General features: G+C 65.0%; 23 protein-coding genes. 7 read left to right on the top strand and 16 right to left on the bottom strand.

The window, feature by feature from the left end; translation table 11 throughout:
- The first annotated feature begins 67 nt into the window (after positions 1-67).
- Positions 68-202, top strand: coding sequence for a hypothetical protein (locus DL899_RS20070; RefSeq protein WP_275426784.1), 135 nt, complete (start codon positions 68-70; stop codon positions 200-202).
- A 53-nt stretch (positions 203-255) separates the two neighbouring features.
- On the opposite strand, the gene infB is transcribed toward DL899_RS20070, so the two are convergent.
- From infB to pip, 5 genes are all read right to left on the bottom strand, one after another.
- Positions 256-2,739 (bottom strand): translation initiation factor IF-2, encoded by a 2,484-nt coding sequence (gene infB / locus DL899_RS05775; protein WP_111733030.1) that lies wholly within the window; start codon positions 2,737-2,739, stop codon positions 256-258.
- Positions 2,736-3,368, bottom strand: coding sequence for an RNA-binding protein (locus DL899_RS05780; protein ID WP_111733031.1), 633 nt, complete (start codon positions 3,366-3,368; stop codon positions 2,736-2,738). The genes infB and DL899_RS05780 overlap by 4 nt, the downstream gene beginning before the upstream one ends.
- A 27-nt stretch (positions 3,369-3,395) precedes the next feature.
- Complete coding sequence (gene nusA, locus DL899_RS05785; RefSeq protein WP_111733032.1) at positions 3,396-5,174, bottom strand: transcription termination factor NusA; 1,779 nt, start codon at positions 5,172-5,174, stop codon at positions 3,396-3,398.
- A gap of 3 nt (positions 5,175-5,177) precedes the next feature.
- On the bottom strand, positions 5,178-5,762 hold the full coding sequence (gene rimP / locus DL899_RS05790) for a ribosome maturation factor RimP (RefSeq protein WP_111733033.1): 585 nt from the start codon (positions 5,760-5,762) through the stop codon (positions 5,178-5,180).
- Positions 5,763-6,085: 323 nt separating this feature from the next.
- Positions 6,086-7,060 carry a prolyl aminopeptidase gene (gene pip, locus DL899_RS05795; protein ID WP_111733034.1) on the bottom strand — a complete coding sequence of 325 codons (975 nt, stop codon included), beginning with the start codon at positions 7,058-7,060 and terminating at the stop codon, positions 6,086-6,088.
- A gap of 49 nt (positions 7,061-7,109) precedes the next feature.
- On the opposite strand from pip, the gene ubiG reads away from it, so the two are divergent.
- Positions 7,110-7,856, top strand: coding sequence for a bifunctional 2-polyprenyl-6-hydroxyphenol methylase/3-demethylubiquinol 3-O-methyltransferase UbiG (gene ubiG / locus DL899_RS05800; protein ID WP_111733118.1), 747 nt, complete (start codon positions 7,110-7,112; stop codon positions 7,854-7,856).
- An 18-nt stretch (positions 7,857-7,874) separates the two neighbouring features.
- On the opposite strand, the gene DL899_RS05805 is transcribed toward ubiG, so the two are convergent.
- The 4 genes from DL899_RS05805 to DL899_RS05820 are packed head-to-tail and all read right to left on the bottom strand — an operon-like array spanning position 7,875 to position 10,168.
- Positions 7,875-8,321: a MarR family winged helix-turn-helix transcriptional regulator gene (locus tag DL899_RS05805; protein WP_111733035.1), complete on the bottom strand. Its 447-nt coding sequence runs from the start codon at positions 8,319-8,321 to the stop codon at positions 7,875-7,877.
- Positions 8,318-9,151 (bottom strand): carbon-nitrogen hydrolase family protein, encoded by an 834-nt coding sequence (locus DL899_RS05810; protein ID WP_111733036.1) that lies wholly within the window; start codon positions 9,149-9,151, stop codon positions 8,318-8,320. The genes DL899_RS05805 and DL899_RS05810 overlap by 4 nt, the downstream gene beginning before the upstream one ends.
- Positions 9,148-9,405: a glutaredoxin 3 gene (gene grxC / locus DL899_RS05815; RefSeq protein WP_111733037.1), complete on the bottom strand. Its 258-nt coding sequence runs from the start codon at positions 9,403-9,405 to the stop codon at positions 9,148-9,150. The genes DL899_RS05810 and grxC overlap by 4 nt, the downstream gene beginning before the upstream one ends.
- A gap of 31 nt (positions 9,406-9,436) precedes the next feature.
- Positions 9,437-10,168 carry a ComF family protein gene (locus DL899_RS05820; protein ID WP_111733038.1) on the bottom strand — a complete coding sequence of 244 codons (732 nt, stop codon included), beginning with the start codon at positions 10,166-10,168 and terminating at the stop codon, positions 9,437-9,439.
- 15 nt (positions 10,169-10,183) lie between these two features.
- On the opposite strand from DL899_RS05820, the gene DL899_RS05825 reads away from it, so the two are divergent.
- Positions 10,184-10,996, top strand: coding sequence for a class I SAM-dependent methyltransferase (locus tag DL899_RS05825; protein ID WP_111733039.1), 813 nt, complete (start codon positions 10,184-10,186; stop codon positions 10,994-10,996).
- 57 nt (positions 10,997-11,053) lie between these two features.
- Positions 11,054-12,109, top strand: a complete 1,056-nt coding sequence (gene hemH / locus DL899_RS05830; RefSeq protein WP_111733119.1) for a ferrochelatase — start codon at positions 11,054-11,056, stop codon at positions 12,107-12,109.
- A gap of 136 nt (positions 12,110-12,245) precedes the next feature.
- Here hemH and DL899_RS05835 read toward each other — a convergent pair whose 3' ends face one another.
- A complete protein-coding gene (locus DL899_RS05835; RefSeq protein WP_111733040.1) occupies positions 12,246-12,848 on the bottom strand; it encodes a L,D-transpeptidase in 603 nt (200 codons plus the stop codon).
- 179 nt (positions 12,849-13,027) lie between these two features.
- Here DL899_RS05835 and dalA point away from each other — a divergent pair, with 179 nt between their 5' ends.
- Positions 13,028-13,573, top strand: a complete 546-nt coding sequence (gene dalA, locus DL899_RS05840; RefSeq protein ID WP_111733041.1) for a divisome-associated lipoprotein DalA — start codon at positions 13,028-13,030, stop codon at positions 13,571-13,573.
- Between the two features lie 27 nt (positions 13,574-13,600).
- On the opposite strand, the gene DL899_RS05845 is transcribed toward dalA, so the two are convergent.
- The 5 genes from DL899_RS05845 to hslO all read right to left on the bottom strand — a co-directional run bounded on the left by DL899_RS05845 (position 13,601) and on the right by hslO (position 18,837).
- Positions 13,601-14,098: a L,D-transpeptidase family protein gene (locus tag DL899_RS05845; protein WP_204355258.1), complete on the bottom strand. Its 498-nt coding sequence runs from the start codon at positions 14,096-14,098 to the stop codon at positions 13,601-13,603.
- An 86-nt stretch (positions 14,099-14,184) separates the two neighbouring features.
- Positions 14,185-16,026, bottom strand: coding sequence for an ABC transporter ATP-binding protein (locus DL899_RS05850; protein ID WP_111733042.1), 1,842 nt, complete (start codon positions 16,024-16,026; stop codon positions 14,185-14,187).
- Between the two features lie 69 nt (positions 16,027-16,095).
- Positions 16,096-17,238: a CCA tRNA nucleotidyltransferase gene (locus DL899_RS05855; protein WP_111733043.1), complete on the bottom strand. Its 1,143-nt coding sequence runs from the start codon at positions 17,236-17,238 to the stop codon at positions 16,096-16,098.
- The gene (locus DL899_RS05860) at positions 17,235-17,834 is read right to left on the bottom strand and encodes a CoA pyrophosphatase (protein WP_111733044.1); all 600 of its coding nucleotides are present in this window, start codon (positions 17,832-17,834) and stop codon (positions 17,235-17,237) included. Before DL899_RS05860 ends, DL899_RS05855 begins: the two co-directional genes overlap by 4 nt.
- Complete coding sequence (hslO, locus tag DL899_RS05865; RefSeq protein ID WP_111733045.1) at positions 17,827-18,837, bottom strand: Hsp33 family molecular chaperone HslO; 1,011 nt, start codon at positions 18,835-18,837, stop codon at positions 17,827-17,829. The genes DL899_RS05860 and hslO overlap by 8 nt, the downstream gene beginning before the upstream one ends.
- A gap of 78 nt (positions 18,838-18,915) precedes the next feature.
- Here hslO and DL899_RS05870 point away from each other — a divergent pair, with 78 nt between their 5' ends.
- Positions 18,916-19,365 (top strand): NUDIX domain-containing protein, encoded by a 450-nt coding sequence (locus DL899_RS05870; RefSeq protein ID WP_111733046.1) that lies wholly within the window; start codon positions 18,916-18,918, stop codon positions 19,363-19,365.
- Here the strand turns inward: DL899_RS05870 and DL899_RS05875 are convergent.
- Positions 19,346-20,617 (bottom strand): PP2C family protein-serine/threonine phosphatase, encoded by a 1,272-nt coding sequence (locus DL899_RS05875; RefSeq protein WP_338049646.1) that lies wholly within the window; start codon positions 20,615-20,617, stop codon positions 19,346-19,348. The genes DL899_RS05870 and DL899_RS05875 overlap by 20 nt on opposite strands.
- 156 nt (positions 20,618-20,773) lie before the next feature.
- Here DL899_RS05875 and DL899_RS05880 point away from each other — a divergent pair, with 156 nt between their 5' ends.
- Positions 20,774-21,097 carry an Hpt domain-containing protein gene (locus tag DL899_RS05880; RefSeq protein WP_111733047.1) on the top strand — a complete coding sequence of 108 codons (324 nt, stop codon included), beginning with the start codon at positions 20,774-20,776 and terminating at the stop codon, positions 21,095-21,097.
- Positions 21,098-21,181: the final 84 nt, after the last annotated feature.

Genomic DNA, 21,181 nt, shown 5'->3' on the forward strand with positions numbered 1-21,181 from the left:
GGCATTAGTCAAATTTTAGTCAATTCAACCGAATCATGGTATGGGTTTCAACCGGGGGATGACTGAAATGCTGCACACCATCATGATTGGCACTTGCGTATTCGTTCAGGGGGTCTTTGCCGGCACCCTGCCGAACGGGCTTCACCGGGTCAGGGTCGGCGACAAGACCTATTCGGGCCGGCCGGTCAGCCGCGCTGCCTGAAACGAAAAAGGCGGGCACCTGCGGCCCGCCTTTTCCGATTATCCCGGTCCGCGCTACTGTAATTCGCGCTCGACCTCTTCGCGTTCGAAGATTTCGATGACGTCGCCTTGGCGGATGTCCTCGTAGTTCTCGAACGCCATGCCGCATTCCTGGCCCGACTGGACCTCTGCGACCTCATCCTTGAAGCGCTTGAGCGTCTTGAGCGTGCCCTCGTGGATCACCACGTCGTCACGCAGCAGGCGCACACCGGCCGAACGCCGCGCCACGCCCTCGGTGACCAGGCAGCCCGCCACCTTGCCGACGCCCGAAACCTTGAAGACTTCCCTGATCTCGGCATAGCCGATGAAGTTCTCGCGGATTTCCGAGCCCAGCAGGCCGCTTGCCGCCGCCTTCACATCGTCGACCAGGTCGTAGATCACGCTGTAATAGCGGATTTCCACGCCCTTCTGGTTCGCGCTGGCGCGCGCCGGCGCGTTGGCACGGACGTTGAAGCCGAACACCGGCGCGCCCGATGCCTCGGCCAAGCCGATATCGGATTCGGTGATCGCACCGACGCCCGAATGCAGCACGCGCACGCGTACCTCTTCGTTGCCGACCTTCTCCATCGCCTGGATGATCGCCTCGGCAGACCCCTGAACGTCGGCCTTGACCAGAATCGGCAGTTCCTTGACGTTCTCGTTTTCCTTGGCCTGCGCCAAAAGCTGTTCCAACGAGGTGGCGGCACCGGCAGCGGCGCGCTTTTCCTTGGCCGCGTTGTGACGGTATTCGGCGATCTCACGGGCCTGCGCCTCGGTCTCGACCACGTTCAGAACATCGCCTGCCTCGGGTGTGCCGTTAAGGCCCAGCACCTCGACCGGCACTGACGGCCCGGCCTCCTTGACCCGGTCGCCGCGGTCGTTGATCAGCGCGCGGACCTTGCCGAACTGTTCGCCCACGACAAAGATATCGCCCTGCCGCAGCGTGCCGCGCTGCACCAGCACGGTGGCCACGGGGCCGCGCCCGACATCCAGCTGCGCCTCGATCACCGCGCCTTCGGCCGGACGGTCAGGATTGGCCTTGAGTTCCAGTATCTCGGCTTGCAGCGCAATCGATTCGAGCAACTCATCCAGTCCCTGCCGGGTGGTCGCCGATACCTCGACATCCTGCACCTCGCCCGACATCGCCTCGACCACGACCTCGTGCTGCAGCAACTCGGCACGCACCTTGTCGGGGTTGGCCTCCGGCTTGTCGCACTTGTTGATCGCCACGATCATCGGCACCTTGGCGGCCTTGGCGTGGTTGATTGCCTCGATGGTCTGCGGCATCACCGAATCGTCGGCGGCCACAACCAGCACGACAATATCGGTGACTTGCGCACCGCGCGCCCGCATCGAGGTAAAGGCCGCGTGGCCCGGTGTGTCGAGGAAGGTCAAAAGCGCACCGCTGTCGGTTTGCACCTGGTAGGCGCCGATATGCTGGGTGATGCCGCCGGCCTCGCCCTCGACCACCGTGGCATTGCGGATCGCGTCCAGCAAAGAGGTCTTGCCGTGGTCGACATGCCCCATGACGGTGATGACCGGCGGACGCGGACGCATATCTTCGTCCTTGTCCTCGATCTGGTCGATGACATCCTCAACATCGGAATCGGACACCCGCGTCACGCGGTGGCCGAATTCCTCGATGATCAGTTCGGCGGTGTCGGCGTCGATGACCTGGTTCTGGGTGGCCATGATGCCGCTCTGCATCAGCGCCTTGACCACGTCCGCCACGCGTTCGGCCATACGCACGGCCAGTTCGCCCACGGTAATCGCCTCGGGCAGGCGCACGTCGCGCACGATCTTTTCGCGCGCCTCGTGCCCGCCCAGCGCCTTTTGACGTGCGCGTTCCTGCTTGCGCTTCATCGCGGCGAGCGAACGCTGACGTCCACCCTCGCCACCCGAAAGCGCCTGATTCAGTGTCAGCTTGCCCGACCGGCGGCCATCGTCGCGGCCCTTGGCGCGGCTGCGGCTCTTTTGATCGCGCTCGGGCGTCTCTCCACGCCGCGGCGGCTGTTTCGTCGGGGTCGGACGGGCCGCCGGGGCGGCCTCCGGGGCCGGCGCGGCGGCAAGATTGACAGCCTCTTCGGTCGCCTTGCGCTGGCGCTCTTCCTCATCGGCCTTGGCGCGCAGACGCTCCTCGGCCTCGCGCTGCTCGCGCTCCTTGGCCTCGGCCTCCTGGCGGCGGCGCTGTCTTTCCTCTTCGCGGGCCTGCTCTTCGGCCTCGCGGCGGGCGGTCTCTTCGGCCTCGCGCAGCTTGGCCGCCTGCAGCGCCTTCATCCGGCGCTCCATCTCGGCATCGGAAATCCCGGCGGGGCGATTGGCGCCCCCGGACGAGGTCTGACCACCCCCCTTTGCAGGGTCGCGCTGCGCAGTGCCCAGCTTGGGCTTGACGATGCGCTTGCGCTTGGTCTCCACCACGACGTTCTTGGTGCGCCCATGACTGAAGCTTTGCTTCACGTTCCCCGACCGGGGACCGCCGCCACGCACACCCAGAGTTTTCTTGCCGTCGTTGTCGCTCATCTGGTCTTCTTTCCTTTTCGGCGTTCGAAATCGCCGTCCGAGACGCGCAGGCCCTTGAGCCTTGCCGCATCCTCTACAACACGTTGCACCAAACCTCCATCCCCCAAGGCGGCATGGATGGTGCTTTGCCGGCCAAAGGCGCGGCCCAACTCGTCGGCCGTCAGCCAGCCGATGAAGCTGCCGTCGCCAGGGGTGCTGAGCTTGGACTTGCCCCGCTCCGACCCGTCGCTGGCCTGTATCAGTACGCTGGCGTTGCCTCGCGCCAGCCAGTCCTTGACCTTTTCATAGCCCGTAACCGCCTGTCCGCCCCTGCGCGCCAGACTGATGAGGCTGACAACCCGGTCGGCCAGCATGGCCTCGAGCCGTTCCGTCAGCCCTTCGGGTACCTGCACCGTCTGTTTCGCGGCGCGGGCGAAAAGGTTCTTTGCAACCGCCCGGTCAAGCGCATCGCGCCGGGACAAGACCCAGATACCCCGGCCCGGCAGCTTGCCGGCGATGTCCGGCACCACCTGGCCATCCGGGCCGACAACAAAGCGCAACAACTCGGCAACCGGGCGCACCTCGCCCGTGGCGATGCATTTACGCTCCGGACCCTGACTGTGGTCCCTGGGGTGCCCTCCGCGACCCATTCGGTTCCTAGCGCGAGGCCCGAAGGATCAGGCCTCGCCCTCCTCTGCGGCGGGTTCGGGCGTTTCCTCGGCGTCGGCGACCATGTCCTCGGGGTCGACCCAGCCCAGCATCACCCGGGCGGTCATCACCATGTTCTGCGCCTCTTCCAGGGAAACGTCGAAGGGTTCCAGAACGCCATCGTCCTTGACCCGCTCGCCATCGACCGTGGTCCAGCCGCCGGCCAGTTCCCAGTCGGCGCAAGTGGCGAAGTCTTCCAGTGTCTTGACCCCATCCTCGGCCAGCGCCTTTACCATTTGGGGTGTCAGCCCCTCAAAATCAATGAGGCTCTGCTCGGCACCCAATGCGCGGGCTTCTTCCAGCGCGGCTTGCGCCTGCGCTTCCAGAACGTCGCGCGCCCGTGCCTGCAGTTCCTTGGCGGTGTCGTCGTCGATGCCGTCGATGCTCAGCAGTTCGTCCTGTTCGACATAGGCCACCTCTTCGAGGTTGGTAAAGCCTTCCGACACCAGAAGCTGAGCAAAGAATTCGTCCAGGTCGAGGGTGCTCATGAACAGGTTGGTGCGTTCCTCGAACTCCTTCTGACGGCGTTCGCTGTCCTCGGCCTCGGTTATGATGTCGATGTCGAGCCCGGTCAGCTGGCTCGCCAGTCGCACGTTCTGGCCGCGCCGGCCGATGGCCAGGCTCAGCTGTTCCTCGGGCACGACCACCTCGATGCGCTCGGCAACCTCGTCCAGCACCACCTTGCTGACCTCGGCCGGCTGCAGCGCGTTGACCAGGAAGGTCGGCTGATCTTCGTTCCAGGGGATGATGTCGATCTTTTCGCCCTGCAGTTCGTTCACCACCGCCTGCACACGGCTGCCGCGCATACCGACGCAGGCGCCGACCGGGTCAATCGAGTTGTCAAAACTGATCACCGCGATCTTGGCGCGGCTGCCGGGGTCGCGCGCGACCGCCTTTATCTCGATGATGCCGTCATAGATTTCCGGCACTTCCATCTTGAACAGCTCGGCCATGAATTCCGGCGCCGTGCGGCTGAGAAAGATCTGCGGCCCGCGGGTTTCGCGGCGCACGTCCTTGATATAGGCGCGGATGCGGTCGCCGGGGCGATAGCTTTCGCGACCGATCTTGTCGTTGCGGCGCAGGATCGCCTCGCCACGGCCGACATCGACGATGATGTTGCCGTATTCCTCGCGCTTGACGGTGCCGTTGATGATGGTTCCGGCGCGGTCCTTGAATTCCTCGTACTGGCGGTCGCGTTCGGCCTCGCGCACCTTTTGCAGGATCACCTGCTTGGCGCTTTGCGCGGCGATACGGCCCAGCTCTACCGGTGGCACCTCGTCGATGATCTCATCGCCCTCGGCCGGGGGCGTCTGCTGATCGACCCCTTCCATCAGCGCCTGGTCGTTTTGGGTCGGCTTGCGCAGCAGGAACCGGCGGATGCGGCGGGTTTCGGGCTTGGTGTCCTGGTCGTCGTCCTCGGGGGTGATCGGCGCGACTCCCGACACCACCATGACATCCGGGCGGGCATGTTTGACGATTTGCGCCGCCTCGTCGGCGGGGATCTGCGACTGGAGGCTTTCGATCTCGTCCTCGTCGGTGATGGTGCGCACGCGGGTAAAGGTGGCGCGGCCCGTCTTGCGGTCGATCGTGACGCGGATATCCATCTCGGCGCCGTAACGGCTCTTGGCCGCGCGGGCGAGGCTTTCTTCCATCGCTTCGACGACCAGTACCGGGTCGATCATCTTTTCGCGCGCCACCGCCTCGGCGGTTTGAAGCAGTTCAAGCTGGTTGGCAGAGGTAATCGCCATGTCTCAGTCCTCCTCAGACCCTTCGGTCTCGATCTTGTCAAAATCGTCTTCGTTCAGGCTGCCGGCATCCTTGCGCGCCTTCAGCATGTCGCGGATCAGGTCGTCGGTCAGCACCAGCTTTGCATCGCTCAGCCAGTCGAATTTCAGCCCCACCGTCACGGTCTCGGCGCCGCTCTCGATGTTGATCAGCACCTCGTCGCCCTCGACACCGGCCAGAACACCCTTGAACCGCTTGCGTCCGTCAATCAGCTCGTCGGTTTCAAGCTTGGCCTCGTAGCCCTCGAACGCGGCGAAGTCCTTCAGCCGGGTCAGCGGGCGGTCGATACCGGGGCTCGAAACCTCCAGCGTATAGGCGTCTTCCAGCGGGTCCTCGACATCCAGCACCGCGCTGACGGCGTTGGAAATCTGGGCGCAGTCGTCCACCTCGATGCCGCCGCCGGGGCGTTCGGCCATGATCTGCAACGTCTCGTGCTTGCCGCCCATCAGACGCACGCGCACCAGCTCGAACCCCATCCCCTCGATCACCGGGGTGATGATCTCGGCCATGCGGCGGTCGATCGCGGTCTTGGCTATCAGTTCGTTGGTCACGGGGTTACTTTCGAACGCGTGTATCCGGGCACAAAAAAACGGGCGCGCGGCCCGTCAGAACTTTCCGGTGGAGCCTGCCGGTGTGGACCCGGGGGCGCCGCTGTTGAGAGCGATATACGCGCGATGGTCCGGGTTCGCAAGGGGCTTGGCGGCGTTACCTGTCAGATGACAGTGCTGTCGCCCCCCAGCGGCGGTTGCACGTGGGTGAAATTGCCCGGCACGCTTGCGGCCCGGGCATGCGCCCGCCCACCCGGGCGTTCGCATGCCATCTGTCGCAAGCAGCCCCAACTCCCAACGATAGGGACAGGATGGCAAAAACCCGCTCAATCCCCCCGCGCCAGCGCATCCATCACCCGCACCAGTTCGGCGCTGATGCCGGGCTCTGACAGCGCGTGACCGGCCAGCGGGATGATCCGCAAATCGGCCACCGGCCAGGCGCGGGCGATCCGGTGCGCCGAATCAGGCGGGCAGATCATGTCATAGCGCCCCTGAACGATGGTGCCGGGAATGTGGACGATACGGTCCATCTGGTCCAGAATCTGCCCGTCGCGGTCCAGAAATCCGCCATGGGTGAAATAGTGATTCTCTAACCGGGCAAAGGCGCGGGCGTAATCGGGGGGGCTTTCGCCGCCCGTTCCGGCCGAATTCACCGTCGCCAGCGCGTTTTCCCAGGCCGACCAGGCGCGGGCATAGCGCGCCTCTTCGGCCAGGTCGCCCGAAAACAGCCGCCGGTGATAGGCCGCGATCATGTCGTCGCGCTCGTCCTCGGGGATCAGCTGCTGAAACGCCTCCCATGTTTCGGGCCAGAATCGCCCCGCGCCGCCGCCATAGAACCAGTCCAGTTCAGCCTGCGTCATGGTGAACACGCCGCGCAGCACCAGGTGGATGGCGCGTTCGGGGTGGGCCTGGGCATAGATCAGCCCCAGCGTCGCCCCCCAGCTGCCGCCGAAAACAATCCAGCGGTCGATGCCGAAACGGCGGCGGATATGTTCGATATCGGCCACCAGATGCCAAGTGGTGTTGGCTTCGACGCTGGCATGGGGTTTCGACCGGCCGCAACCGCGCTGATCGAACATGACGATGCGATAAATGCGCGGGTCGAAATAGCGCCGCATCGCCGGACTGCAGCCACCACCGGGGCCGCCATGCAGCACCACAACCGGCAGTCCCTTGGGGTTGCCGGACTGCTCGACATAGATCTGGTGCCCGTCGCCCACATCCATCATCACCCGCTCGAATGGCTCGACCGGGGGATAGAGATACTGGACTGCGCTCTTTTGGCCTGCGTATTTGTCCATGACCGTCCTATATAGAGAGGCCGGACCAAAAGATCACATGGAGAGCAGAATGCAAGCGGCTCGGAGCACGATTGACCAGGCGGAAGTAGCCAAGTTCGAGGCGATGGCCGCCGAATGGTGGGACCCGAACGGCAAATTCAAGCCGCTGCACATGCTCAACCCCTGCCGGCTGGACTATATCACCACCCAGATCGCCGCCGAATTCGACCGCGATCTTTCCGCGAACACCCCCTTCAAGGGGCTGCGCATCCTCGATATCGGCTGCGGTGGCGGGCTATTGGCCGAACCAATGGCGCGGCTTGGGGCCACGGTGGTGGGCGCCGACGCGGCCGAGCGCAACATCCCCGTGGCGCAACTGCACGCCGAACAATCGGGTCTGAACATCGACTATCGCCACACCACGGCAGAGGCGCTGGCCGAGGCGGACGAGAAATTCGACGCCGTCCTCAACATGGAGGTGGTCGAACACGTCCCCGACCCGCTGGATTTCCTGCGCGCGTGTCAGGGGTTGGTGCGCCCCGGCGGGCTGCATATCTGCTCGACCCTCAACCGCAACGCCAAAAGCTTTGCCGCCGCGATCATCGGCGCGGAATACATCATGCGCTGGCTGCCCAAGGGCACGCATGAATGGTCGAAATTCATCACCCCGGACGAACTCTTTGCCCTGCTTGAACAGGCGGGGTTTCAGCCGGTGGATCGCAAGGGATTCGTTTTCAACCCACTGGGCTGGTCATGGTCGCTGTCCGACCGCGACCTCAGCGTGAACTACGTCACCACCAGCATCGCGCCCAAATAAGGGCGCGGCCCGTCCGCCTCAATCATCCGGCTCCAGCTTGGAGCGCAGCTCGCGCAGCACCGGCAGGGTAGCGCGCACCCGCGCCTCGCCCAGCTCATCGACAAGCTCCGAGATCACGGGCGTGATCGCCGAAAGCGCCGCATCGCGCGCCTGCCTGCCCGCCGGGCTGATCGTCACCATCTTGCGGCGGGCATCGTCCCAGTCCGGGCGGATATGCACATAGCCCGCCCATTCCAGCTTTTGCAGCGTGTTGGTCATTGCCCCGCGGGTGACGTGAAACGACTTGGCCAGTTGTGCCGGGCTGCGTTCGCCGCCCGTACGGGCCAGGTAGTTGAGCACCGAAAAATGCGAAATCTCCATGCCCTTGGGCAGCACCCGCCCCAGCCGGTTGCGGAACAATTGCTCGTTGGTCAGGATTTCGCTGAAGAGCGTCACCGCCAGGGGATTACCAGGTTTTTCGCTCATTTCGGATCATCGGCCTGCCTGTCATGCCGCAGCGACGGAATGCGGCGTCTCGCTTCTGTCACGGCTTGGGTGTCGAGATCAACGCATATCACGCCCGGCGCCTTGCCCGCATCGGCCAGGATTTCCCCCCACGGGCCGATGGCCATTGCATGGCCGTGGGTCTGCCGCACCCTGCCGCGGGTGGCCTTGTGGGTGCCAGTCTGCGCCGGGGCCAGGATATAGCTGCCGGTTTCGATGGCGCGGGCACGCAGCAGCGTTTCCCAATGCGCCGCGCCCGTCACCGGCGAAAACGCCGAAGGGACGGTCAGTATCTGCGCCCCCGCCTGCGCCAGTTGCCGGTAGAGCGCCGGAAAGCGGATGTCGTAACAGACGCTCAGCCCGATGGTGCCGAACGGCGTCGGCGCCAAAACCGCGCGTTCACCGGGGCGGTAGCCGTCTGATTCGCGATAGGTCTCGGTTTCCGAAACCGCCACGTCGAACATGTGGATCTTGTCGTATTGCGCCGCGATGCTGCCATCGGGCGCGATCAGGAACGACCGGTTGGCAAAACGCCCGCGCGCGTCGTCGGTCTTCAGCGCGAGCGACCCGATCAGGCACCACACCCCGGCCGTGCGCGACCGCTGGCGCAGGGCCGCCAGCACCGGGTCATCCTCCTGCCGGCAAAGAACCTCCTGCTGCCTGGTGCGGCTGGCGGAGATGCAGTTCGTCACCTCGGGTGTCAGAACGAAGCCCGCACCCATGTCCAGCGCTCGGTCGAACAGATCCGAGACAACCGACAGGTTGTCTTCCGGCGTATCGCTGCCGGTCATCTGGATCAGTGCCGCCCTCATGCCGCCAGCAGCGGGTCCAGCCTGCCGGCACGTTCCAGCGCATACAGCTCGTCACAACCGCCGACATGGGTATCGCCGATAAAGATCTGCGGCACCGTGCGCCCGCCATTCGCGCGCTTGATCATCTCGGCCTTGCGGCCCGGATCGGTCAGCACGTTGATTTCGGCATAGCTCACGCTCTTCTGGTCAAGCAGCCGCTTGGCGGCGTGGCAAAAGCCGCAAAGCGGCGAGGTATAGATTTCCACGGGTTTCATTTCAGCCTCGAATGTCGTTGTCGGCGTCAATCTAGGCATCCCTGACCACGCGCGCCAGTGCCAGAACGCGCACATCCCGCGCACCACCGTCCAGACAGGCCAGCGCCGATGCCGCCAGCGTCGCGCCCGAGGTCATTACATCATCGACCAACAGCACCGTTCGGCCCTGCATTTTCCCCGCCCGCGCCGGGTTGACCCTGATCACGCCCGCCAACGTCGTGAACCGGGTTTCAACCCCCATCCCGTCCAGCGGCGGGGTGCGGGCGGTGCGGCGCAACAGGTCGGGGCAATCGGGCAGATCAAGGTGCCGCGCCAGCGCCCGGCCAAGCAATGCAGACTGGTTGAACCGGCGGCGCAACATGCGTGTCCAGTGCAGGGGAACCGGCGCTATCAGCATGTCATCCGTCAGCATCGGCTGCGCCGCACGTGCCAGCCACAGCGTCGCCGGGCGCACGACATCCTGCCGGTCACCATGCTTCAGCGCCAGCACCAGCCGGCGCGCATTGTCGCGGTACAGCAGCGCCGCGCGCCCCATGCTCCACGGTCGGGCGGTGACAAGGCAGTCGTCGCATATCACCTTTTCGTCATCATCCTCGCCGGGCAGCGGGGTGCCGCAAGTGTCGCACACCAGACCGGCGGCAAAGGGCGTGTCGCGCCAGCACGGCCCGCACAGCCCGAAATCGCTGTCGACCAGCGTGCCACACAAAATGCAGCGCGGCGGATAGACCAGCCGCAAGGCGGTTTGCAAAGCGGCTAGCGCCATCCTAGTTTCCCCGACATGACAAGGCCCCTCACCGACCGCGCGGCATTGATCCGCAACCGCCGCCGCGCCGCCCGCGCGCCTGTCGATTTCCTGCACGAGGTCGCGCGCGCGGAAATCGAGGATCGCCTGTCAATGGTTAACAAATCCTTTCGCACCCCCGCCGTGGTGAGCGGTTTTCCGGGCCCGTGGCAAGGCCTGCTGCCCGACACCAAAATGGTCAGCGACGACGAAACCCTGCCGCTGGAAGAGGCGGTGCATGACCTCGTCGTGCACGCCATGAGCCTGCACTGGGCCAATGACCCGGTCGGCCAGCTGATCCAGTCGCGCCGGGCGCTGCGCCCCGACGGCCTTTTCATGGCGGTTTTTGCCGGCGGCCAGACCCTGCACGAGCTGCGCGCGTCGCTGGCCCAGGCCGAATCGGACCTCTATGGCGGGCTGTCGCCACGGGTTGCGCCGATGGGCGAGGTACGCACGCTTGGCGCGCTGTTGCAGCGCGCGGGTTTCGCGCTACCGGTGGCCGATACGATCCCGCTGACCGTCAGCTATGCTTCGCCGCTCGACCTGATGCGCGAACTGCGCGCCATGGGCGAGGGCAATGCCCTGGACGCACGCCGCCGCCAGCCCACCCGCCGGGCGCTGATCGCGCGCGCCTGCGAGATCTACGAACAGACCTTCGGCGCCGATGGCCGTATCCCCGCCACGTTCGAGTTGATCGTGCTGACAGGCTGGGCCCCCGACCCCTGCCAGCCAAAACCGCTGCGCCCGGGCTCTGCCAGGGCGCGGCTGGCCGATGCGCTGGGCGCCAGGGAAACCCCGCTCAATGATTGACGGGCGGGCGCAACCGTTTATGTCCACAACGGACCGCACGCGATGAAAGAGCCGCCCATGTCCGACGCCTCTGCCCAGCCAGCCCACGCCCCGGCCGATCACCCGAATGTCGCCTCGGGCAAGACCGGCGTTCTGCTGGCCAATCTCGGCACCCCCGATCATTACAGCTATTGGCCCATGCGCCGGTATCTGAGCGAATTCCTGTCAGACCGCCGGGTGATCGACTATTCGCCGTGGAAATGGCAGCCGCTTTTGCAGCTGATCATCCTGTCGAAACGCCCCTTCACCAGCGGTGCCGCCTACCGTTCCATCTGGAACGAGGAACAGGGCGAAAGCCCGCTGATGACGATCACCCGGGCGCAGACCGAAAAACTGGGCCGCGCCCTGCATGACCGCTATGGCGATCAGGTGATGGTCGATTTCTGCATGCGCTACGGCAACCCTTCGACCCAATCCAAGGTACGCGCCATGGCGCAGGCCGGATGTCGGCGGATCCTGTTCTTTCCGCTTTACCCGCACTACGCAGGCGCGACATCCGCCACCGCCAACGACCAGTTCTTTCGCGCCTTGATGCAGGAAACCTGGCAACCAACGGCCCGCGTGGTCGACCCCTATTTCGAGCAACCGCATTATATCGAGGCGCTGGCCCAGTCGGTCGAACGCGCCTATGCGCAGGCAGAAAAGCGGCCCGAGATCCTGGTCGTCTCCTACCACGGGATGCCGAAACGCTATCTGATGCAGGGCGACCCCTATCACTGCCAATGTCAGAAAACGACGCGCCTGCTGCGCGAACGGCTGGGCTGGGACGAAACCGAGATCACCACCACGTTCCAGTCTGTTTTCGGCCCCGAGGAATGGCTGCGCCCCTACACGGTGCAAGAGGTGGCCCGCCTCGCCCGCGAAGAGGGCAGGAAACGCATCGCGGTGATTGCCCCGGCCTTTTCCGCCGACTGCATCGAGACCCTGGAAGAGATCAACGAGGAAATCCGCGAAAGCTTTGAATCCGCCGGCGGCGAGGCGTTCACCTATATTCCCTGTCTGAACGACGACGACGCCCATATCGCCGCGCTGACAGAGGTGGTCACAGACAACCTGAAGGGCTGGCTGGATTGACCTGCAGTGCCGGCTTCGCCGGCATTTGGGTATTTATGACCAGAAAGAAGCTGCTGGGTGCGCTTTCCCCACAGCTTCTTTCTGGTGGCAAATACCCCGGGGGTCTGGGGGCTGGCCCCCAACCCATTGCGATCCGCTAGACCAGCAAGACCTGCGTGCCGACCTTGGCCAGCTTGAACAGTTCCTGGATGTGTTCGTTGTATAGACCGATACAGCCGTTCGACGACCGGCGGCCGATCTTGCGCGTGTCGTGGGTGCCGTGGATGCGGTAATAGGTCCAGCTGAGATACAGCGCATGCGTGCCCAGCGGGTTGTCCGGCCCGGGACCGACGTAATGCGGCCAGTCCGGGTTGCGCTCCAGCATCGAGGGGGTCGGGCGCCATTCCGGGCCGACCACCTTTTGCACCACGCTGGTGCGACCGCGGCGGGTCAGTTCCTCGGTCATCGGCACCGAGGTGGGGTAAAGCTTGTAGATGCTTTCATCTTCGGACCAGTAATGCAGCGCCCGTGAATTGGTATCGACCAGGATCGCGCCATTGCGCAGGTTCGAGAAATAGGGCTGCCACTGCAGCGCGCGGAAGCTCGAGATATTGTGACGAACAGATTCCGTCACATCCTGTTCCATCTCGATCGTGGTGGCGCTGTTCACGTCCTGGGCCAGTGCCGGCGCGCCGATCGCGGCGGCGGTACCGGCCAGAAAGGCGCGTCTGCTCCACTTGTCTGGAATAGCCTTTGTCATCCTTGCTCTCCGTGATTGCAGACTTCGTTAAAGACATTTGTGCCCGGGAATATATGGCGGGAATGCCGCAGTCGCAAATCAAACAACTGTCACCTGGCAAACCGGCGCGCAAGCTTATTTGATCAACCCGCCCACAAGCGTTAAGGGATGTGGATAAATCCGAAACCTCAGGGAAATCCATGGCGCGTCTTCTTGCTCTTCTCCTTCCTGCCCTGCTGATTCTATCCGCCTGCGCCGGTACGATGGCCGGCCCCAGGATCGGCCCGGACGGAAAACCGATGCCCAGCATCTATCGCATCCGTCCCGGTGAAACGTCGAAGCTGCAGTACCGGATGCTTGATTCGGTCAACTCGCTGCGCCAGGCCTCGGGCGCGCAGCCGCTGACGCTTGATTCGCGCCTGACCGCGGCGGCGGCAACGCATTCGCGCGACATGTCGCTGCAAAACCGGCCGTGGCATTTCGGGTCGGACGGGTCATCGCCGCTCGATCGGGTGCGGCGCGTGGGCTATGATGGCCAGCTGATGGGTGAAAACATCTCCGAGACTTTCGAGACCGAGCTTGAAACGCTGGCGGCCTGGATGGAAGACGAACACACCCGCACCGTGATCCTGGACCCGCAGGCAACCGAGATGGGGTTCGCTTGGCTGCAAGAGGACAACGGCAAGATCTGGTGGACGCTGGTCACCGGGCGCAGCGCCAGTGCAGGGGCCGGCCCGACCTCCTGACGATACGGCGCGGTTCTCAGGGCGTCCTTAGGGCGTCAGAATGATCGGCGTGCCGTCGTCGACCATGGCAAAGACCCACTGCATGTGCCGATTCTTGAGTGAAATACAGCCCTCGGTCCAGTCGGTACGCCGGTCCCGCGGGTTCGCGTTGGGCCGGCCGTGGATAAAGATGTCGCCGCCCGGGCTTTTGCCGGCGGTACGCGCCAGCGTGACGTCGCGTTCGTTGGGATAGGAAATCCCCAATGATAGGTGAAAGGCGCTGTTGGGGTTGCGCCGGTTGATATGATAGGCACCCTCGGGCGTCTTGCCGTCCCCCTCGAACCGCTTGTGCCCGTTCGGCGCGAATCCCAGCTCGACCGGATATGACCGCAGCACCCGGTCATGGTGCATCAGGTACAGCTTGCGATCATCCTTTTCCACGATGACGCGCGTGACCTCGGGACCGTCATAGGTCTTGAACTTGGACGAACACGCGCCCAGCACTGCGACGGACAGGACCACCGCTGCGAATTTCAACGCCTGCATGGCTCTCTTCCGCCATTGTTGCTCACTCGCGTCCAGCATAGCCGGTTTCGGCGGTTTTAGGAATCCCGCAAATTGTGGCGGCAAAACTATCCCGCAACCTGGTCGGCGCCCAGGAACCCGCCGGACTGGCGCGCCCAGAACCGGGCATATAGCCCGCCGCGCGCAAGCAGGTCGGCGTGGCTGCCCTCTTCGGCGATGCGGCCATCCTCCAGCACCACGATGCGGTCCATCTGCGCGATGGTCGACAGCCGGTGCGCAATGGCGATCACGGTCTTGCCCTCCATCATGCCGTACAGCGTTTCCTGGATCACCGCCTCGACCTCGCTGTCGAGCGCGCTGGTCGCCTCGTCGAGGATGAGGATGGGCGCGTTCTTGAGGATGACGCGCGCCAGCATAATGCGCTGACGTTGCCCGCCGGACAGCTGCACGCCCCGTTCACCCACATGCGCATCATAGCCGCGCCGGCCCTGCGGGTCTTGCAAATCGAGGATGAAATCATGCGCCGCCGCCTTTTTCGCCGCCACCACCACCTCTGCCTCGGTGGCGTCGGGGCGACCGTAAAGGATGTTCTCACGCACCGAACGGTGCAACAATGCGCTGTCCTGCTGGACCATGCCGATGCGGGCGCGCAGGCTGTCCTGCGTCACGCGGGCGATGTCCTGCCCGTCGATCTCGATACGCCCGTTTTCGACGTCGTAGAACCGCAAGAGCAGCTTGACCAGCGTCGACTTGCCCGCCCCCGAACGCCCGACGATACCAACCCGTTCGCCGGGCGCCAGCTTCAGCGTGACCCGGTCCAGCCCGCCGGCGCCGCGCCCGTAATGGTGCGATACGCCGTGCATCTCGATCCGGCCATCGCCGGGCTTCAGCGGGCGGGCATCGGGCGCGTCCACCAGGCCGATGGGCTGGGCTATTGTCTCCATCCCCTCGGCCACGACGCCAAGCTGACGGAAAAAGCTGGTCAGCGCCCACATTATCCAGCCGGTCATGGCGTTGAGCCGCAGCGTCAGCGCCGTCGCCGCCACAACCACGCCCACCGATGCCGAACCCTGCACCCACAGCGCCAGCGCCCAGCCGACGACGCCCACGATCAGCAAACCGTTGAGGAAAACCAGCACCACATCCATGATGGTAAAGATGCGCATCTCGGCGCGAAAGGTGCGGCGGGTGTTCTCGATCGCCTCGCGGGCAAGTTCCAGTTCGCGCTGGTGATGGGCGAACAGCTTGACCGAATGGATGTTGGTATAGGCGTCGACCACCCGCCCCGTCACCTGCGACCGCGCGTCCGACGCCGCCTTTGATGCCGGGCCCACGCGGTGCACTGTCCAGCGCACCAGCCCGGCGTAAAGCACCAGCCAGATCAGCAGCGGCAGCGCCAGCCTTGGGTCGGCCTCCGACAGCATCACCGCCGCGCCGACGACATAGGCCAGTGCGAATGTCAGCGCGTCAAAGACCTGAAACACTGCCTCGCCCGCCGCCGGGGGCGTCTGCATGATGCGGTTGGCGATGCGGCCTGCGAAATCGTTCTCAAACCACCCGACCGGCTGACGCAAGACATGCCGATGCGAACGCCAGCGGATCAGCGTGCCGAAATTGGGCAGGATGGCGTTGTTCAGCAGCAACACATCAAGCGCCTGGATGACCGGCCGCAGGAACAGGATAAAGGCGGCAACGGCGATCAGTTCCGGCCCGTAATCACGCCAGACCGTCGCCGGGTCACCCGACAGCCGGTCGACCAGCCGGCCCATGTAATAGATCAGCCACAGCTCGATCACCGCCACCACGACCGACATTACCCCGGCCAGCGCAAAAACCTTGCGAAAGGGCTGCATGTAGGCGCGCAGAAACGGCCACAGCCGCCGGGGCGGCGTGTCGGTCTCGGCATAGTCGACATAGGGGTCGACCAGATTTTCGAAGAACCTGAACATCGGGGCCGTCCTGTCGGGCTTGTCGCGCGTCCGGCTCAGCCTAGCCACCCCTCACGCGTGGGGCAAAGGCTATTGCAACAGCTCGTCGCGGCCCAGCGCAAAGCGCGAGGCGATCCATTGCCGTTCCAGCTCGTCCAGCCTGCGGCCCAGCGCTGGGCCCTGCCATTCCGGCATCAGGTCGGCCGCCATGACCGGAAACCGCGCCCCCGCGCCCAGCGCCAGATCATCCAGCGCGGCCTGCACAACCGGCTGCCCCGCCAGCGCCGCGCGCAACAGCACGATGTCGCGCCCGGCCTCGGCCCCGTCGCGGTACCCCAGTTCCGCCGCTGGCGCGGCAGAGGCCATGCCATCGCCCAGCCGCGTCAGCCTGCGGGCCTGTGCCTTGCTCAGGCGCAACCGCTCTGCCGCCCCTTCGCCGCCCAGCGCCGCCAGACGGCGGATCGGGTCGGGCGCGGCACCAATGCTGTCTTCCAGATGAACCAGCGGCGCCAGCAGCCGGTCGTCGGCCCCGGGCAGAACCCGGCCCAACACACCGCTGGCGCGCATGGCTGCCACCGCCGGCGCCGGGTCTGGCGCGGACAGCAGTTTCAGCATCTCCGCACCCAGCCGTTCCCTCGACAGGTTCTCGACCCCGTCGGCCAGTTCGGCACAAGCAGCCAGCCCGTCAGGGTCCAGCCCGCCCTGCCCGTACCAGGCATGAAAGCGGAAAAACCGCAGGATGCGCAGGTAATCCTCGCGGATGCGGTCGTGCGGGTTCTCGATAAAGCGCACGCGCCGCGCGCGCAGATCGTCCAGCCCGCCCAGCGGGTCGATTACCCTGCCGTCAGGACGGGCATAAAGCGCATTCATGGTGAAATCGCGTCGCCGGGCATCCTCGGTCACGTCCAGCGAATAGGCGACAGTGGCGTGGCGACCGAATGTTTCGACATCCTTGCGGAAGGTCGTGACCTCGTGCGGCAGCCCGCCCGACACCACCGTGATTGTGCCGTGATCGATGCCTGTCGGCACCGGCTTTAACCCGGCCTTTTCAGCCAGTTCGACCACGGTTTCGGGCAGCGCGTCGGTGGCGATGTCGATATCGGCCACCTCCACCCCCAGCAGCGCGTTGCGCACGCAGCCGCCGACGAACAGCGCCTGGTGGCCCGCCTCCGTCAGCATCCGGCAAACCGCCTGCGTCGCCGTGCGGTCCAGCCACTTCCCCGAAACCTTCATCCCTCATCCACCGCATCCGCCATCGCCCGCAGGATACGCGCGGTCGCCCCCCAGATGTAATAGGGGCCGACAGGAACGGTATAGTAATGCCGCCACACCCCCCGCCAAAGCCGTGCCTGGACAGAAAAGTTGCGCCGGTCCAGCACATGCGCCAGCGGCACGTCAAAGACCTCTGCGACCTCACCGGGCTCGGGGTTCGGAGTGAACCGCGCCCGCACCAGCCCGATCACCGGGGTAATGTGAAAAGACGTCACCGTTTCATGGGCGGGCAGGCGGCCCAGCACCTCGACATTGGCGGGGTCGAGGCCGATTTCCTCTTGCGCCTCGCGCAGGGCGGCGGCAGTGGCGTCGGCATCATCCGGGTCCTGCTTGCCGCCGGGAAAGGCGATCTGCCCCGGATGATGCTTGAGCGCCGATGACCGCTTGGTCAGGAAAAGCCGTGCTTCGCCGCGCTCGACGAGCACCGGCACCAGCACCCCGGCCGGGCGCAGGCGCCGCCCCTCGGGCAAGGGGGTGCCGAGGTTCAGGTCATAGTCCGACGACGGCCCATGCGCCCGGGCCACCGCCCTGCGCAGCTTGTCTGCCGGATCATTCATCCTCGCCGGCCTCACCCCCGGGTGACACCTGCGCGGCAAAACCCAGCGTCGCGGGATCAAGCACGTAATGCGTACCGCAGAACTGGCAATCGGCGGTGACGGTGCCCTGATCGGTGGTCATTTTCTCGATGTCGCGGGCCGAATAGATCGACAGGCTCTGGCGCACGCGGGCCTCGGAACAGGTGCAGCCGAATCGCACCGGCTGAAAATCAAAGGCGCGCGGCACCTCCTGGTGAAAGAGCCGCACCAGCAGGTCGGTGGGCGCCACCGAAGGGCCGATCAGCTCCAGCGCCTCGACAGTGTCGAGCAGCATGTTGACCCGGTTCCAGTTTTCTTCGCCATCCTCGTCGACCACGTCCGCCGCCGACAGCAACCCGCCCTCGCCGGAGCCGCCTTCGCCGAGGAACCCGGGCGAGGCCTTGGGCATGTGCTGCACCATGATGCCGCCCGCGCGCCAACGTTCCTGCTGGCCCGCCTCGGTCGACCTGCCAAAGCTCAGGGCAAAGCGCGTCGGCAATTGTTCGGACTGGGCGAAATACGCCTCGGCGCAGGTGCTCAGCGATCCGCCGGTCAGCGGCGTGATGCCCTGGTAGGGGTCCGATCCGGGCCCCTGGTCGATCAGCACCGCGAAATAGCCATCGCCCAGCTGGTCAAAGGGCGCGCCATCGCCCAGCCGCGCGCCGTCAAAGCCGGCATAAGCGCGCATGCGGGCGGGCTCGCCGGGGGCGGTCGGGGCGAAATAGTCGGTGGCGATCATCCGCACCGGGCCTTTGGTCTGCACCTGCAACGACAGCTTCCAGCGCAGCTTGACGGTCTGCCCGATCAGCGCGGTCAGCAGCGCCATCTCGGCCACCAGCGCCTCGACCGCCGGGGGGTAATCGTGCTGCTTGAGGATACCGTCCAGCACACCGTCGAGCCGCGCCACCCGCCCGCGCGTATCACTGGCGTCCAGCTGGAACGGCAAGATCGTGTCGTCCCATGCGATTTTCTCTGCAAGTGTCATGGAGTTTTCCCAAGCGCCGCGATCTGGCATACCGGGTGTCTATATAAGCAAAGCAACAGCCGATCCAAGAGAGGCCCGATGATCCCCCGTTTAGGAGAGCCGCCCCGCCGGAGCATCCGTTACGGTCTGCGCATGGGCGCTTATGCGATCCTGCCGCGCAACGGCAGGCTGCTGCTGACGCTGCAGGACGAGTCGCCGCCGGAACTGCAATTGCCCGGCGGCGGAATAGATCCGGGCGAATCACCCCTTCAGGCACTGCACCGCGAGGTGTACGAGGAAACCGGCTGGATCATCGCCGCGCCCCGGCGATTGGGCGCCTTTCGTCGCTTTGCCTATATGCCGGAATACGACAAATGGGCCGAAAAGCTGTGCGTGATCTATACCGCCAGGCCGGTGCGGCCGCTGGGCCCGCCGGCAGAGGCCGGGCATACCGCGCTATGGATGCCGCCAGAAGAAGCGGCGCGCGTTCTGGGCAACCCCGGCGACCGGCATTTTGTGCGCACCTATGTCATGCGCCGCCACCCCTGAACTCCAGCAGCACGGCGGATATGTCGTCATCGAATCGCTGCCCGTCGGCGTAGTCGGTCAATTGCCAGATCAGCCCGTCCAGACAGGCCGGCCCCTCGATCTCGGCCAGCCGCATCATCATCCGGGCCAGCCCCCGGTCGCCCAGCAAGGTGCCGTTGGAATCGGCGCATTCGGTGATCCCGTCGGAATGGATCAGCAGCCGGTCACCGGGGGAAAGGCGGACAAATGCAGGCTCATAGCTGGCCCGTCTCAACAGCCCCACCGGCATCCCGCCCTCGCCCACCATATCGATCATGCCGCTGGCGCGCTGCACCAGCGGGCAGGGATGGCCGGCCTGAACAAAGGACATCTCGCCGCTCTGCAGATCGACATGGGCCAGGAACAGCGTGAAATAATGCTCGGTCTCGATCTCGCCCAGGATCAGCTCATTCAGGGTGGCGGCGGTTTCGGCGGGGCAGCGTGGGAAAAATTCGCCGCCTTCCCGCGCGACGATAGCGACGTTCTGTTCGGGCGCGGCGGCCGACAGATAGCCCGCCAGTCGCGCCGTCATCAGCGCCGAGCTGATGCCGTGGCCCGACACGTCGATGGCATAGAGCCCCACATGGGTGCTGCCGATGGGAAACATCCCCACCAGGTCGCCGCCGACATGACCGCAGGAATGCAACAACAGCGACACCTCGAAGGCGCCGAAATCGCGGTGGCGTTCGCTGACCAGCGATTGCTGCAGCTTGCGCGCCTCGATCAGATCGCCGTCGATCGAATCGTATATGCGCTGCAGCTCGTCCAGGGTGGCCCCGATCAGGCGGTTCTTTTCGGTCAGCTCGCGTTCCATCCGCAGCACCCGTTCGGCCGCGGTGATGCGCGCGCGCAGTTCGGTACCGTTCACGGGCTTGGTCAGGAAATCATCGGCGCCGGCATCGAAACCGCGTGCGATGTCCTCTTTCTCGCCCTTGGCGGTCAGCAGGATGAAATAACCATAGCTGTCGCGCGGCATGCTGCGAAACTCGCGGCAGAATTCCAACCCGCTCATCCCCGGCATCATCCAGTCGCTGAAAACCAGGTCGGGCGGGTCGTCGCGGCAGACGCACAGCGCGTCGTGGCCCGATGCTGCCTCTCGCACAACATATCCGGCGCGCCGCAGCATCCGCGACAGCGTCAGCCGCAGGGACGGGCTGTCATCGACCACAAGCACGCTGCGCACGGCTTGCATGGCGCTGTCGGCGGCCGGTTCGATTACCCCTTGTTGTTCCAAATTTCACGCCCATTCCCGAATTCCGGGCACCTTGCGACGGCAAATGTTAACGGCGCGTGAAACGGCGATATTGACGATAATCCGCGCAATTGTCGCAACCCGCGGTTAATACCCGCATGGCAGAATCCATGCCGGGCAACTCGCGGATTATGCATCATGATCGACTGGAACCGTGTCAGCAAACTGCGCGACGAAATCGGCACAGAAGACTTTGCCGAGGTCGCTGTCGTTTTCCTTGAGGAAAACGATACGGGCGTGGCCGCCCTGCCAGGGGTGCCGCACACCGGGCTTTCGCAGCATCTTCATGCGCTCAAGGGCAGTGCGCTGAACCTGGGCTTTGCCGATTTCGCAACGCTATGCCAGGCGGGCGAGGTGGCCGCCGCCGCCGGCGCAGCGGTCGACCGCGACAGTATCGTCGCCTCTTACGCGGAATCGAAAACACAGTTCCTGGCGGCGTTGCCCCGTCTTTGCCCGGGCTGAACAGCACCGCAGCGCCATTCCACACCCCGCCATCGCTTGCCCAAGGTGACAAAAGCGGCTAAGCGCGGCGCGTCTGTCCGTGCA

It is taken from the genome of Roseovarius amoyensis, assembly GCF_003260265.1.
In the GTDB taxonomy this organism is placed as follows: domain Bacteria; phylum Pseudomonadota; class Alphaproteobacteria; order Rhodobacterales; family Rhodobacteraceae; genus Roseovarius; species Roseovarius amoyensis.